General features: G+C 60.9%; 14 protein-coding genes. 3 read left to right on the top strand and 11 right to left on the bottom strand.

What is annotated here, in order from left to right; all coding sequences use genetic code 11:
* The first annotated feature begins 5 nt into the window (after positions 1–5).
* Together ACQY5P_RS19500 and ACQY5P_RS19495 are read left to right on the top strand one after the other, a co-directional pair.
* Positions 6–230, top strand: coding sequence for a hypothetical protein (locus ACQY5P_RS19500; RefSeq protein WP_428408546.1), 225 nt, complete (start codon positions 6–8; stop codon positions 228–230).
* A gap of 89 nt (positions 231–319) precedes the next feature.
* Complete coding sequence (locus ACQY5P_RS19495) at positions 320–586, top strand: hypothetical protein (RefSeq protein ID WP_428408545.1); 267 nt, start codon at positions 320–322, stop codon at positions 584–586.
* A gap of 1 nt (position 587) precedes the next feature.
* On the opposite strand, the gene mgtE is transcribed toward ACQY5P_RS19495, so the two are convergent.
* From mgtE to ACQY5P_RS19440, 11 genes are all read right to left on the bottom strand, one after another.
* A complete protein-coding gene (mgtE, locus tag ACQY5P_RS19490) occupies positions 588–2,048 on the bottom strand; it encodes a magnesium transporter (RefSeq protein WP_428408544.1) in 1,461 nt (486 codons plus the stop codon).
* Positions 2,049–2,161: 113 nt separating this feature from the next.
* The gene (locus tag ACQY5P_RS19485; protein WP_428408543.1) at positions 2,162–2,407 is read right to left on the bottom strand and encodes a DUF1467 family protein; all 246 of its coding nucleotides are present in this window, start codon (positions 2,405–2,407) and stop codon (positions 2,162–2,164) included.
* Complete coding sequence (locus ACQY5P_RS19480) at positions 2,404–4,068, bottom strand: ribonuclease J (RefSeq protein ID WP_428408542.1); 1,665 nt, start codon at positions 4,066–4,068, stop codon at positions 2,404–2,406. The genes ACQY5P_RS19485 and ACQY5P_RS19480 overlap by 4 nt, the downstream gene beginning before the upstream one ends.
* Positions 4,068–4,838: a type III pantothenate kinase gene (locus ACQY5P_RS19475; protein WP_428408541.1), complete on the bottom strand. Its 771-nt coding sequence runs from the start codon at positions 4,836–4,838 to the stop codon at positions 4,068–4,070. The genes ACQY5P_RS19480 and ACQY5P_RS19475 overlap by 1 nt, the downstream gene beginning before the upstream one ends.
* A 3-nt stretch (positions 4,839–4,841) precedes the next feature.
* Complete coding sequence (locus ACQY5P_RS19470; protein WP_428408540.1) at positions 4,842–5,579, bottom strand: biotin--[acetyl-CoA-carboxylase] ligase; 738 nt, start codon at positions 5,577–5,579, stop codon at positions 4,842–4,844.
* Between the two features lie 3 nt (positions 5,580–5,582).
* Positions 5,583–7,028: an NADH-quinone oxidoreductase subunit NuoN gene (nuoN, locus tag ACQY5P_RS19465; RefSeq protein WP_428408539.1), complete on the bottom strand. Its 1,446-nt coding sequence runs from the start codon at positions 7,026–7,028 to the stop codon at positions 5,583–5,585.
* Positions 7,028–8,608, bottom strand: coding sequence for an NADH-quinone oxidoreductase subunit M (locus ACQY5P_RS19460; protein WP_428408538.1), 1,581 nt, complete (start codon positions 8,606–8,608; stop codon positions 7,028–7,030). The genes nuoN and ACQY5P_RS19460 overlap by 1 nt, the downstream gene beginning before the upstream one ends.
* Positions 8,608–10,767 carry an NADH-quinone oxidoreductase subunit L gene (gene nuoL / locus ACQY5P_RS19455; protein ID WP_428408537.1) on the bottom strand — a complete coding sequence of 720 codons (2,160 nt, stop codon included), beginning with the start codon at positions 10,765–10,767 and terminating at the stop codon, positions 8,608–8,610. Before nuoL ends, ACQY5P_RS19460 begins: the two co-directional genes overlap by 1 nt.
* 15 nt (positions 10,768–10,782) lie before the next feature.
* Positions 10,783–11,103 carry an NADH-quinone oxidoreductase subunit NuoK gene (gene nuoK, locus ACQY5P_RS19450; RefSeq protein ID WP_428408536.1) on the bottom strand — a complete coding sequence of 107 codons (321 nt, stop codon included), beginning with the start codon at positions 11,101–11,103 and terminating at the stop codon, positions 10,783–10,785.
* 13 nt (positions 11,104–11,116) lie between these two features.
* Positions 11,117–11,755 (bottom strand): NADH-quinone oxidoreductase subunit J, encoded by a 639-nt coding sequence (locus ACQY5P_RS19445; protein WP_428408535.1) that lies wholly within the window; start codon positions 11,753–11,755, stop codon positions 11,117–11,119.
* Between the two features lie 266 nt (positions 11,756–12,021).
* A complete protein-coding gene (locus ACQY5P_RS19440; protein ID WP_428408534.1) occupies positions 12,022–12,390 on the bottom strand; it encodes a hypothetical protein in 369 nt (122 codons plus the stop codon).
* 132 nt (positions 12,391–12,522) lie between these two features.
* Here ACQY5P_RS19440 and ACQY5P_RS19435 point away from each other — a divergent pair, with 132 nt between their 5' ends.
* Entirely contained in the window at positions 12,523–13,626 is a 1,104-nt protein-coding gene (locus ACQY5P_RS19435) for an acyltransferase family protein (RefSeq protein WP_428408533.1), read from the top strand.
* The last annotated feature ends 2 nt before the right edge of the window (positions 13,627–13,628 follow it).

The following is a 13,628-nucleotide window of genomic DNA, read 5'->3' as shown; positions in this document are numbered from 1 at the left end:
GACTTATGTTGGGTAACGGCATCACGAACATCATCGCCGCCGCCATTATTGCGCTGGCGATCCTGTGGACAGGCGGTTTTGGCGGCCGCAACGATTCAGGCCCCATGACCGAAGAAGAGTTCGAGGCTTGGTACGCGCGCGCCGTGGGCGACATTCGCAACGACATTGTCGTCAATTGCGGCTGCTGCGGCGACGAAGGCCCGAGGAGGGCCGCCGCCGAGTCTTTTTAGCGCCCCGCCCGGTTCCGACCCGGCTCGCCGGCTACACGCCGGTCGCCCCACTGGAAACGCGGCGGGTTCCGCCAACGGAAATTCCGCCCGTGACGCCGCCGCCGGCGTCCGAAGCGCCGCTGCCTCCGCCTTACTTCCCGGGCTGGCCTTCGATCCCGCCCGTCATCGCGCCGCCGGTCGTCGTCATTCCGCCGACCGAGCCGCCCTGCGATGAAGACAATCCGGACGACGAGGAATGCCCGCCAGAGGAGCCGCCGGTCGACGCGCCGGAGCCGGGACTGCCGCTTATTCTTCTTGCCGGGGGAGCAATCTATCTGGCGCAGCGCAAATTCAGAAAAGCTCCGCCTGCGGCGTAAATCACGCCGCCGGCAGAAGCACCGCCGCCGCAAGTCCGAGAAATACGAAAAAGCCGACCACATCCGTCACCGTCGTGACGAACACCGCAGAAGACACTGCGGGGTCGGCGCCGGCGCGCTGCAGACCGATAGGCACGAGGATGCCCGCGAGCCCGGCGCACAAGAGATTCACGATCATCGCGATCCCGACAACCATGCCGAGACGCATCGCGTCATCCTGACCGCCCCAGCCGCTCGCGAAATACCAGACGCCCGCAAGCACGCCCATGATGATGGCGAAAAGGACGCCGTTCAGAAATCCCACCAGCGCCTCACGCAAAACGACGCGCGCGGCGTTGGAAGGCGTCAGGTCCTTCGTCGCCAACGACCGGACGACGACGGTGAGCGTTTGCGTTCCGGCATTGCCGCCCATGGATGCAACGATGGGCATCAGGACGGCGAGCGCCACGATCTGACCGATGGCGCCGTCGAAAAGGGCGATGACAAGCGACGCAAGAATCGCCGTGGCGAGGTTTACGGCGAGCCAGGAAAACCGCGACCGCACCGTCTCGAACACCGTATCGTTGAGACCTGTGTCGGATTCGACGCCGCCCAGCGCCAGCATGTCTTCATGGGTTTCTTCACGCACCATCTCGACCACATCGTCCACCGTGATCATGCCGATCAGGCGATCGGCGTCGTCGACCACGGGCGCGGAAATGAGGTTGTACTGCTCGAAGAGATACGCAACTTCCTCCTGGTCCATGGTGACCGGGATGGTGCGCATGTCGCGGCTGGTCATGATGGTTTCGATCACCGTTTCCCGCGGCGACTTCAAGAGCGTCGACAAGGGAACCGATCCAACCGGCTTGAAAGCAGGATCGACGACGAAGACCTCGTAGAAACGGTCCGGCAGTTCTTCCGTGCCGCGCAAGCGATCGATGATCTGACCGACAGTCCAGAAAGCGGGCGACGCGAAAAATTCGCGTTGCATGAGACGCCCGGCGCTTTCCTCCTCAAAGTCGAGCGCGGCGCGTAGCGCCAGCCGGTCCTCCAGCGGCGCGAAGGCGAGGATCTCCGCCTGCTTTTCTTCATCGAGATTGTCGAGAACGAAGGTTGCGTCGTCGGTGTCGAGCTCGGCGACCGCCTCGGCGACCTTCTCGGGCTCCATGGCGTCGATGATGTCTTCGAGAAGATCGTAATCGAGTTCCGCCAGAACCTCTGACGGAAGCGCCCCGCCGAGCAGCTTTATCAGCGCCTCACGGTCTTCCTCATGTAAAAGGCCGATGAGGTCGGCGATGTCGGCAGGATGCAGCTCGCGCGTCAGCCCCTTCACCGCTTCGCTGTCTTCGGCCTCGATGGCGTCACCGACAGCGCTCACGAATTCCGGCGTCAGAGTCTGGTCTTCCGAAAACTGCCCGTCGCCCTCGGGCGGCTGACCGTCCGGGCGCGCTTCTTCTTCAACGGGCGCGGTTTCGCTCATGGCTGCCCCTCGCTGGTGCGACCGGAGTCAAGTGAATGAGATTGCCTTTTATCAGTTGCTATTCCAGCCCTCGAACGAACGCAAGGCCGGGAAAAGCCTATTTTTCTAGGATGTTAATCCCGAAAATTGAAAACGCCGCTGAGGATGATCGCGACCGTCGCCGCCCAGAGAAGGAAGGCGATTTTCGTCGCCAGCCAGGCTTTCTGTTTCAGCTTCGGATCGGCCGGCGCGCCGGGATCGGCGCCTTCGACGCCGTCATCGGGTTTTTCCCAGCGCCCTTCGACATTCATCGGCAGGACGCCAAGAAAGACGACCCACCACCAGACGATGTAAATGACAATGGCGCCGGCGGGATTCATGACGCTGTCCGGTGAATATGGGTGATGATGACCGGGCGCTTGCCCCAGACATCGTCGTAATAGGCGCGCGCCGCGCGTTTGACCGCCAGAATCACGGCCTCGTCGTCGCTGCGTTTGGTTTTCGGCAGCCCCAGCACCGCGTCTTCGATGTCGTCAGCGAGACCAGCGTAATCCGGCCCCTCGCCTTCATCGTCGACAACGCCGACGCCTTCCACGATCACATCGTCCGCCAGCGCTCCCTTGCTGTCGAGGACAAGCGAGACCGTTAACGCGCCCGCATAGGAAAGCTTGCGCCGCTCGCGCAAGGGCGCGGCGCCGTCGGGCAATAGGACGTCGCCGTCGAGATACATGCGGCCCGCGGGGACTTCGTCGATCCGCTCCGGCCCTTCAGGCGCAATGCGGATGAGATCGCCATTTCGCGGTGCGAAGGATTTTTCCGCGCCAAGCTCAAGCGCGAATTCCGCATGTTCCTCAAGATGGCGCGCTTCGCCATGCACAGGGATCGAGATGCGCGGCCGCGCCCATTCATACATGGCGCGCAACTCCTCCCGGCAAGGATGGCCGGAAACGTGCACGAATTCGTCTTTCTCGGTGATGACTTTCACGCCGAGTTCAACCAGATCGTTCTGCAGGTTGTAGATCTCACGGTCATTGCCGGGAATGATTTTCGAGGAAAAGATCACCGTATCGCCTTCGGACAGAATGAGGTCGCGGTGATCGTTGCGGGCGATGCGCGACAAAGCCGCGCGCGGTTCGCCCTGACTGCCGGTGCATAGATAAAGCACATGCTGACGGGGCAGATGGCCGGCGTCCACCGGATCGACGAAAGCGAGCCCATCCGGCAGCAGCCCCGTCTCGCGCGCCGCATCGACGATGCGCAGCATGGAACGCCCGAGGAGACAGACGCTGCGGTCCGCCGCAGCGGCGGCTTCGCAGATGGAGACGACACGGCTGACATTGGACGCGAAGGTCGTCACGGCGACGCGGCCTTCCTGTTCGGCGATCAGCTTGATGAGCGATTCCTTCACAGCCGTTTCAGAACCGGACTCGCCTGACGAGAGGACATTGGTCGAATCGCAGACCATGGCGAGCAGCCCGTCATCGCCGAGCTTCTTGATCGTGCCGACATCGGTCAGCGGACCCAGCGATGGCGTCGCATCGATTTTCCAGTCGCCCGTATGCAGCACCGTCCCGAGGTCAGTGCGCAAAACGACGCCGCTCGGTTCGGGAATGGAATGCGTGAGCGTGACATATTCAATGTCAAATGGCCCAAGTTGAAAGCGCGCATTCATGCCGATGACGTTGAGCTCCACATCGGCGGCGCCATATTCCTCAAGCTTGCGCGCGACCAGCGCCGCCGTGAAGGGCGTCGCATAGATCGGACAGCCGAGTTTCGGCGCCAGCAGCGCCACGGCGCCGATATGGTCTTCATGGCCGTGGGTCAGCAGAAGCCCGTGCAGCGCTTCCTTCTCTTCGAGAATAAAAGTCGGGTCCGGACAGATGAGATCGATGCCCGGCGTCGTCAGATCGCCGAACATCACGCCGCAGTCGATCATGATCCATTGCCGGTTTGCGGGCGTGCCGAAACCGTAAAGGTTCATGTTCATGCCGATCTCGCCGGAACCGCCGAGCGGCAGGAAAACAAGCTCCTTGCGCGACACTATTTCACCTTCAAGCGTTTCGAGATTTCGAAAAGCCCGCGAATGGTGAGATCGTGATCGAAGATATCGATGGCGTCCGTCTGCCCTTCGAAGAGAGACGCGATGCCGCCAGTCGCGACGACCTTCATCGGTTTCACATATTCTTTCTTGATGCGGTCGATGAGCCCTTCGATGAGCGCGATATAGCCCCAGAAAACGCCGGTCTGCATGGCGCCGACCGTGTCGGTGCCGATGATCTTCGCCGGCTTCTCAATGGCGATGCGCGGCAAGCGCGCCGCCGCCTCGTGCAGCGCCTGCATGGAAAGATTGATTCCCGGCGCGATAACCCCGCCTTCGAATCCGCCATCGGCGCCGACGATGTCGAAATTCGTCGCCGTGCCTGAATCCACCACCACCAGCGGGCCGCCATGGGCGGTGAAGGCGCCGACCGCGTTCACCAGCCTATCGGCGCCGGCTTCGGACGGTTTCGTGATCCGCACCTCGACGCCCGGAATATTGTCATGGCCGATGACAAAGGGTTCGCAGTTGAAATAGCGCCGCGACAAATTGCGCAGATGAAACAGCGACTGTGGCACCACGGTCGAGATGATGCATTCGGAAATGTCGGTCAGCTTGTAGCCGGCGAATTCCATGAGCTGCGCCAGCCAGACCGCGTATTCGTCTGCGGTGCGCGTCGTCGAGGTGGAGGCGCGCCATTGCGCCGCCGGTTTGTCCGCATCGTAAAGCGCGATCACCGAATTCGTGTTGCCGACATCGATGGCGAGCAGCATGGATTAATCCTCGGGTTGCGGCGAAAAGAATACGTCGCCCGCGGCGATTGTCCGCGTTCCTTCCCCGGTACGCAATATCAGGGCGCCGGTTTCATCAATTCCCTCGAAAACGCCCGAAAACTCAGCGTTCGGGAGGCGGACCGTGATCTTCGCCGCGACGCCGCGCGCCCGTTTGAGCCAGATGTCCCGGATCGGGGCGAAACCTTCCCTCACCCACGTCCCGTAATAATCCTGGAAATGACCGTCGAGGGACGCCGCGAATGCGCCCGGCCCCGGCGGGGGCAAAACATAATCCACAAGCCGCGTCACCTTATAGGGCATGCCTTCCGGCGCGGTGACCATGTTGACGCCGACGCCGATGGAAAGATGGCGCCCAAGATTTTCAAGCAGGATGCCTGCGCATTTGCCGCCATCGAGCAAAACGTCGTTAGGCCATTTGAGATCGATCTTGTCTTCGCCGACGAGACCGTCGAAAGCCGAAGCGAGCCCCAGCGCGATGACAAAAGAAAGCTGGCCCCAATGCTCAGGCGGCGCCTCCGGTTTGAAGAGAAGCGTTCCGGCGAAGTCGCCCGCATCCTGTTCCCAGCGGCGGCCGCGGCGGCCATAGCCGTCGGTTTGTCTGAGCGCGACAATCCAGACCGGCTCCGTCGCGCCGGCTTCGGAGCGGCGGCGCGCCTCGGCGCTCGTCGAATCGAGCGTGTCGAAAGTTTCAATGCGCGTTCCTGAAGGAAGCCGCCGCACGCGCTAAAAAAGCGACGCCGCCGCGGTTTCCGCGATCTGGCGCAGATAGCCCATGCCAACGGTCAAGAGCGGGAACATCAGCAGCGCGGAGCCCCAGGCGGCGAGACCGAGCGCGGGCCCGTGATCGCGCTCGAAGGCGGGCGCCGGATCGTCGAACCACATGAACCAGACGACGCGCAGATAATAAAACGCCGAGATGGCGCTGGCGAAGACGCCGGCGACGGCGAGCCAGATGAGCCCGGAATCGACGGCGGCGAGGAACACATACCACTTGCCGAAGAAGCCGGCCGTGGGCGGCACGCCCGCGAGCGAGAACAGCAAGACAGTCAGGATCAGCGCCATAGGCATGTTGGTGCGCGAGAGACCGGCGAGATCGGAGATGTTCTCCGTCATGCCGCCGCGGCGGCGCATCATCAGGATGACGGCGAAGGTTCCGACGGTCATCACGATATAGATCGCCATATAGATGAGCACCGACGAAACGCCCGGCGACGTTCCGGCGGCAAGGCCGATCAGCGCATAGCCCATATGGCCGATGGACGAGTACGCCATCAGACGTTTGATGTTCGTTTGTGCAATCGCCGAGAAGGCGCCGACCGCCATCGAGGCGAGCGCAATCAGCGCGATCACCGGTTTCCAGTCGTCAACGACGCCGGGGAAAGAAGACATGAGGACGCGAGTGAAAAGCGCCATCGCCGCAAGTTTCGGAGCGGCGGCGAAGAACGCCGTCACTGGCGTCGGCGAGCCTTCATAGACATCCGGGGTCCACATGTGGAACGGCGCGGCGGAAACCTTGAAGGCGAGGCCCGAGATCATGAAGACGAGGCCGATGACGAGACCGGCATTGTTTCCGCCCGCAGCCGCAGCCTTGGCGATCTCCGTGAAGACTGTCGAACCGGTAAACCCGTAAACCAGCGACGCGCCGTACAAGAGAAGGCAGGACGAAAGCGCCCCGAGCACGAAATATTTAAGCCCGGCTTCCGTCGAGCGGCGGCTGTCGCGGTTGAAGGATGCGAGGATATAGAGCGCGAGGCTCTGTGTTTCGAGGCCCATATAGAGCGAGATGAGATCGCTCGCCGACACCATCATCGACATGCCGAGCGACGCCAGAACAATCAGCACCGGATATTCGAAACGGCCGAGCTGTTCCCCCGCGAGATAACGATCCGACATCAGGATCGCAAACGCTGCCGCGCCATAAATCAGGATTTTGCAGAAGGTCGAAAAGGCGTCGATGCGGAAGGCGCCGTCAAACAGCGAGGCCGTCGCGCCGCCGCCCGGCGCCAGAAAAACAAAGATTCCGGCGAGCGCGAGCAATGCGACGGAGGCCAGTGAAATCTTCGGCGCGGACTTGTCGCCGAGAAAGACGCCCGCAATCAACAGCGCCATGGCGCCGATCGCCAGGATGAGCTCCGGCCTGGTAAAGGAAAGGGTTTCGAGAAGGCTCATCAGTTCACTCCGCCCGCAACGAGCGCCGCATTGTAATTCTCGATCAGGAGATCGACCGCCGGGCTGAAGACGTTGAGCGCCGGGCCGGGATTGAACCCAAGGAACAGGGCGAAAGCCATCAGGACGCCCAGCGTCGCCAGCTCGCGCGTGTCCACATCGGTAATCGCCATCAGCGATTCTTTTTCGAGCTTGCCATACATCACTTCCCGGTAAAGCCGCAGCGCATAGGCCGCCGAGAAGATGACGCCGAAAGCCGCAAAGAACGCGATCCAGCTATTCAGCTTGAAGGCGCCGGTCATGGTGAGAATCTCGCCGACGAATCCCGAGGTTCCCGGCAGGCCCACATTGCCCATCGTAAAGAAGAGGAAGAGAAAGGCGTAAAGCGGCATGCGATGGACGAGACCGCCATAGGCCGCGATCTCGCGCGTATGCATGCGGTCGTAAACGACGCCGACACAAAGGAACAGCGCGCCGGAGATGAAGCCGTGCGAGAGCATCTGGAATAAGGCACCGTCGATCCCCTGCTCCGTTCCCGTAAAGATGCCCATAGTGACGAAGCCCATATGGGCGACGGAGGAATAAGCGATGAGCTTTTTCATGTCCTCCTGCGCCAACGCCACCAGCGAGGTGTAGACAATCGCGATGACGGAAAGCGCGAAGACGAAAGGCGCGAAATCGGCGCTCGCCAGCGGGAACATGGGAAGCGAGAAGCGCAGGAAGCCGTATCCGCCCATCTTCAGGAGGATCGCGGCGAGCACAACGGAGCCGGCCGTCGGCGCCTGAACGTGCGCGTCGGGAAGCCAGGTGTGCACCGGCCACATGGGCATCTTCACCGCGAAGGAGGCAAAGAACGCAATCCACAGCCAGGTCTGCGCGCCCGCCGGGAAGTCGAAATTCTGCAGCGCAGGAATATCGGTCGTTCCCGCCTGCGCATACATCCACGCCATGGCGATCAGCATGAGGAGCGAGCCGAGCAGCGTGTAGAGGAAGAATTTCAGCGACGCGTAGATGCGGCTCGGCATCACGACGCCGGCGAATTCCTTCGTTCCCTTGGAGCCCCACACGCCGATAATGAGGAACATCGGGATGAGGCTGCCCTCGAAGAAGAAGTAGAAGAGGAAAAGATCGAGGGCGCAGAACACGCCGATCATCAGCGTTTCAAGAACCAGAAATGCGATCATGTAATCGGCGACGCGGGTCTTGATCGAATCCCAAGACGCCAGAATGCAGATCGGCATAAAGAAGGTTGTGAGCAGCACGAAAAGGATCGAAATCCCGTCGACGCCCATCTTGTAGCTGATGCCGCCGCCGAGCCAGGGGAACTGCTCCACCAGCTGGAAACCGGCGACAGACGGGTCGTAAAGCGCATAGGCGCCGAGCGACAACAGGAACGTCGCGGCTGTGAAAACGAGCGCGATGATCTTTGAATTGCGCTCGACGGTCGCGAGATCGTCGGCTGCGATGGAGCCGTCGTCGTTCTTGCGCGCCACCATGCGCGCGGCGACGATGAACAGCGCGCCAACAAGCGGCGCGAAGGTAATAAAGCTGAGCCAGGGCTGGTTTGCGAAACTTTCAGTCATTACTGGCCGCCCCCTGCCCGGATGAGAATGAAGGTCACCAGCAGCGCAATGCCCACCAGCATGGCGAAGGCGTAGTGATAGACATAGCCGCTCTGGATTTTGACGATGCGGCGCGCGCCCGCCGCGACCGCGGCGGCGATGCCGTCGGGGCCGACGCCGTCAATCGTCTTGCCGTCGCCGTCCTTCCAGAGGAAGCGTCCGATGGCGATCGCAGGCTTCACAAAGAGGAAGTCGTAGATCTCGTCGAAATACCATTTGTTCTTGAGGAAGGCGTAGATCATGCCGCCCGGCCGCAGGAGGCCCGGCTTCAACGGATCGCCGCGCAGATAATGCCAGCCCGCAGCGAAGGTGCCGGTCAGCATGGCGATGAACGGCGCCCACAGGACCCAGACCGGGATATCGTGATGGCCGCCGCCGTGCTCTTCAGCAGCCGCCCCATGATCGTCAGCCGTCGCATGGTCGTCTGTTTCGCCATGGCTTTCCTGAGCATGGCTCTCTTCGCGCATGGCGGCGAGCTCCGTCGCGTTCAGATGATCGGCGGCGGACGCCGGCTCTTCATGATGCGCTTCGGCTGAATAGAGCGCGCCGTTCCAGAACTTGTCCGCCTTGTCGCCAACGAAGTAGCCGTAGAACGCCATGCCGGCGACAAGCGCTCCAAGCGCCAGCGGCACCAGCGGCGCCATCATGGTGTCGGGAACGGCGTGCGGATGTTTACGGATATGTTCCGGCGCGCGGGAAGGGCCCCAAAAAGTGAGGAAGATCAGGCGCCAGGAATAGAAAGCCGTCATCACCGCCGCGAGCAGGCCGAGCGTAAATGCGAAATAACCAAAAGGCGCGCCCGCCTCCCCGCCGAAAAACGCGCTTTCGAGAATCATGTCCTTAGAAACGAACCCTGCCGTCCCGAACGGCGCGCCGAAAAGCTTGAAGCCGGGAATGCCGACGCCGGTGATAGCGATGGTGCCAATGACCATAAGGATGTGGGTGAAAGGCATGAGCTCTTTGACGCCGCCCATCTTCTTGATGTCCTGCTCATGGTGCATGCCGATGATGACGGCGCCCGAACCGAGGAAGAGCAGCGCCTTGAAGAAAGCGTGCGTGAAAAGATGGAACATCGCCGCGCCATAGGCGCCGACGCCCGCGGCGAAGAACATGTAACCGAGCTGAGAGCAGGTGGAATAAGCGACGATCTTTTTGATGTCGTCCTGAAGGAGACCGACCGTCGCTGCGAAGAATGCGGTCACAGCGCCCACGAGGGTCACCAGCGCCGCAGCATTTGGCGCATATTCATAGATCACCGAGCAGCGGCAGACGAGAAACACGCCTGCGGTCACCATGGTCGCCGCATGGATGAGCGCGGAGACCGGGGTCGGGCCCTCCATGGCGTCGGGAAGCCAGGTGTGGAGCAGGAACTGCGCCGACTTGCCCATGGCGCCGATGAACAGCAGCACCGCAATGACGGTCAGCGCATGGAAGTCCCAGGAGAGGAACCGGATGGTCAGTTCCTGAATATGGCCGCCCTCGGCGGCGTTCCACGGCGTTACGGTCGCGTTGTTCGCAATCGCCTGAAAGACTTCGTCGAACTGGATCGTGCCGAAAACATAGAAGATGGCCATGATGCCGAGAGCGAAACCGAAGTCCCCGACCCGGTTGACGATGAACGCCTTGATCGCCGCATCGTTCGCCGACTTTTTCTTGAACCAGAAGCCGATGAGCAAATAGGAGGCGAGACCGACGCCTTCCCAGCCGAAGAAGAGCTGAAGGAAATTGTCCGCCGTCACCAGGCAGAGCATGGCGAAGGTGAAGAGCGAGAGATAGGCGAAGAATCGCGGCTGTTCGCCGTAATCCTTCATGTAGCCCATGGAATAGGTGTGAACGAGGAACGAGACCGAGTTCACGACGATCAGCATCACCGCCGACAGGGAATCGAGCCGCACCGACCAGTTGGCGCGGAAGTCGCCGGAGCCGATCCATTCGAATAGCGTGATCGTGCGCGCATTACCGCCGACCGCCACATCAAAAAACAGAAACCACGACATGACCGCGGCGATCAGCAGGAGGCTGGTCGTTAAAAGCTCCGACGCGCGATAGCCGAAGGCGCGCCCAACCGGCATCGAAAGCATGGCGCCAAAGAGCGGCAGAAGTACGACAAAGGGTTCCATGAACGCTGCGCGCCCCTAGTTTTTCATCAAGCTGGCGTCATCGACGGCGATGTCGCCGCGATTGCGGAAGAAGGCAACGAGAATGGCGAGGCCGACCGCGGCCTCGGCGGCGGCGACGGTCAGCACCATGAAGGCGAAAACCTGACCCACGAGATCGCCCAGAAACTGCGAGAACGCCACGAGATTGATGTTCACCGCGAGCAGCATCAGCTCGATCGACATCAGAATGACGATGACGTTCTTCCGGTTGAGGAAGATGCCGGCCATGCCGATGGCGAAGAGGATCGCCGCGACGGAAAGATAATGTCCCAAACCTATTTCTTGGCCGATGTCCATGTCTAAAATACCCCTATGACAGTCCCTGGCCCGGCCGGATGTCTACAAGCTCGTAGCCTTTCTCGCGCTTGCGGCCGACTTGGCGCGCGGGGTCCTGTTTTTTGATCCCTTCTCGCGTCCGGAAGGTTAGAATGATCGCGCCGATCATGGCGACGAGAAGCACCATGCCCGCGATCTGAAAATAGTGAACGTAGTCTGTGTAGAGAATGAGCCCCAGCGCCTCGATATTGTTAGGCCCGTTAGGGTCTGCGACGGTTTCGGCCGCTGTCGGCGAGGGATGCGCGCGAGCGAGCTCTGCGTCGGACGGAAACGCCCAGACGAAGACTACCATGATGAGCTCGAACACGACGATGGCGGCGAGCGCGCCGCCGATGGGCAGATACTGCAAAAAGCCCTGCTTCATTTCGACGAAGTCGACATCGAGCATCATCACGACGAAGAGGAACAGCACCGCAACCGCGCCCACATAAACGACCACCAGCACCATGGCGAGATATTCCGCGCCCATGAGCACGAAGAGCCCGGCGGCGGAAATGAAAGCCGAGATCAGGAACAGGACCGAATGGACCGGATTCTTCGACGCCACAACCATGAACCCGGAGGCGATAGCGGCGAAAGCGAACAGATAAAAGGCGAAGGCGGCGATGGACATAAGCTTGGCGCGCGAGACTTTCCCGGACCGATCGTGGCTCGTTTAAAAAACGCGCCGAATGGCGCTTATGGACTGGTTCCCCCTACCCCCTTCCCCCACCGGCTTGCGGGGCGACTCGAGGCATAGGCGATACTGGCCGCGCTTTTAGAGGCATTGGCCGGGCTTTGCAAAGGGATAGAAGGCGAAAATCGGCGGAAATCCGGGGCTTATCGCCACGGTCTTCTTGCTGGGGAAAAGCCGGTTAAACGGAGCGCCTTTACGGCTTCTCAGCCGCCATTTCCGAGCGCGGACAGATAGGCGGCCAGATCGTCGACCCTGTCCGGCTCGACGATCAGGTTCGGCATGTTGCGATGGGGCGAACGCAAGAGCGCAGAGAGCGTCGACCGCGTCATATCCGGCCGGCCCGCCAGCGCGGCAAAAGACGGCGCGGCGGCGTTAGGCGAATTGAACTCCCCCACTTCCACCGCATGACAGGACGCACAGGCCTCCCGCGCATAGACAAGGCCGCGCGCCGGGGCGCGCATTTCCACATGAGCGTCGCCCCCATCATTGGCGCAAGCTACAACGCCGGCAAGCAAAAAGCCCGCAGCGACAGCGTCCGGCAAGGACAGTGACTTTCTTGAAAGCTCGCTCATAAACACCCCCGCAGGCAATCGCGGGGCCAAGTAAAGCATGGGAAGCCAGGCCGCGCCATTGCGCCAGAGCGTTCGTTTGACATCGCAATCGACCGAGGCATAGTCGGCGAGCATGGAGCTTGGAGCGCTGAAATGGGCATGTTTCGTCTTATTTTAGCGATGGCGGTCGTCCTCGGCCATGCCAGAGCCGGCTATGCGCCAATGAATGCCGGCCTCGCAGTCCAGGGCTTTTTCGTGATCTCCGGCTTTTATATGGCGCTGATACTCGACGAGAAATACGCCAGCGCGACAAAGGTGTTTTATACCAATCGTTTGCTGCGCCTGTTTCCGTCTTACCTGATTGTTCTGTTTTTTTCAGCCGTGGCGCTCTTCGCCTTCGACATTAACGATTACACCAATCGCAGAGAGTTTCTGGCGGCGTTATCAACTCCTTGGGCGGGGCTCAGCATCATAATCGCAAATCTAACACTCCTGGGGCAGGACGTGCTTTGCTGGTTTGACGTCAACACGCAACAAGGCCTGTTGCTCGACTCCGCCTTCGCCAATACGGGCAGAAACCATCCCGCATGGAATTATCTGCTCGTCCCGCAGGCCTGGTCCTTGTCCTTTGAATTGATGTTCTACGCCCTCGCCCCCTTTCTAGCCCGATGCAAAACCTGGATCCTCGTCGCTCTGGCGGCGGCTAGCATCGCTATCCGGCAGGGCGGCGTTTTGTTCGGAGAGGAGATCACTTATGATCTTTGGCCGCGGCGGCTTTTCCCCGCTGAATTATGCCTCTTTCTATTTGGCATGATCGCCTATCGCGGCCTGGGACTGGCGAAGCAGATTCCGCAACACCTGCGACTTTTGATCACGCTCGCCATGGCGGTCATGCTGCTTGCCCATGCTTATCTGCCGATCAGCAGGGAAGCAGGCAACTGGCTCGTCTATCTCGGCGTCGCGATCACAGCCCCGATTGCTTTTCTTGCGACGGGAAACAACCGTATGGATCGCATGATCGGCGATCTCAGCTATCCTATCTACATCACGCATATCTTGATCATTGCGCTCGTGCACGCAGCCAGTCCGCCGCAAGCGCTTTGGCTCATGCTCGCAGGCGTATTCGGCGCGTCAGCACTGTTGCTGTTCGCTGTGGAGCGGCCACTGGACCGGTGGCGTCAGCTGCGACTAAAAGGAAGATGTCCGCCATTGCAGAATAGAACATCACTGTCGCGCGGGCTTGAACAGGTATTATAACG

Source organism: Hyphococcus sp., from assembly GCF_965267305.1.
Taxonomy (GTDB): Bacteria; Pseudomonadota; Alphaproteobacteria; order Caulobacterales; family Parvularculaceae; genus Hyphococcus.
The sequence above is the reverse complement of the archived record's forward strand: the minus strand, read 5'-3'. Positions and strand labels throughout refer to the sequence as shown.

Bases quoted from the DNA above. Each gene is read 5' to 3' on its own strand.
- ACQY5P_RS19500 (WP_428408546.1), top strand. From the start codon at position 6: ATGTTGGGTAACGGCATCACGAACATCATCGCCGCCGCCATTATTGCG.
- mgtE (WP_428408544.1), bottom strand. From the start codon at position 2,048: ATGAGCGAAACCGCGCCCGTTGAAGAAGAAGCGCGCCCGGACGGTCAG.
- ACQY5P_RS19485 (WP_428408543.1), bottom strand. From the start codon at position 2,407: ATGAATCCCGCCGGCGCCATTGTCATTTACATCGTCTGGTGGTGGGTC.
- ACQY5P_RS19475 (WP_428408541.1), bottom strand. From the start codon at position 4,838: ATGCTGCTCGCCATCGATGTCGGCAACACGAATTCGGTGATCGCGCTT.
- nuoN (WP_428408539.1), bottom strand. From the start codon at position 7,028: ATGAGCCTTCTCGAAACCCTTTCCTTTACCAGGCCGGAGCTCATCCTG.
- ACQY5P_RS19460 (WP_428408538.1), bottom strand. From the start codon at position 8,608: ATGACTGAAAGTTTCGCAAACCAGCCCTGGCTCAGCTTTATTACCTTC.
- nuoL (WP_428408537.1), bottom strand. From the start codon at position 10,767: ATGGAACCCTTTGTCGTACTTCTGCCGCTCTTTGGCGCCATGCTTTCG.
- nuoK (WP_428408536.1), bottom strand. From the start codon at position 11,103: ATGGACATCGGCCAAGAAATAGGTTTGGGACATTATCTTTCCGTCGCG.
- ACQY5P_RS19445 (WP_428408535.1), bottom strand. From the start codon at position 11,755: ATGTCCATCGCCGCCTTCGCCTTTTATCTGTTCGCTTTCGCCGCTATC.
- ACQY5P_RS19440 (WP_428408534.1), bottom strand. From the start codon at position 12,390: ATGAGCGAGCTTTCAAGAAAGTCACTGTCCTTGCCGGACGCTGTCGCT.
- ACQY5P_RS19435 (WP_428408533.1), top strand. From the start codon at position 12,523: ATGGGCATGTTTCGTCTTATTTTAGCGATGGCGGTCGTCCTCGGCCAT.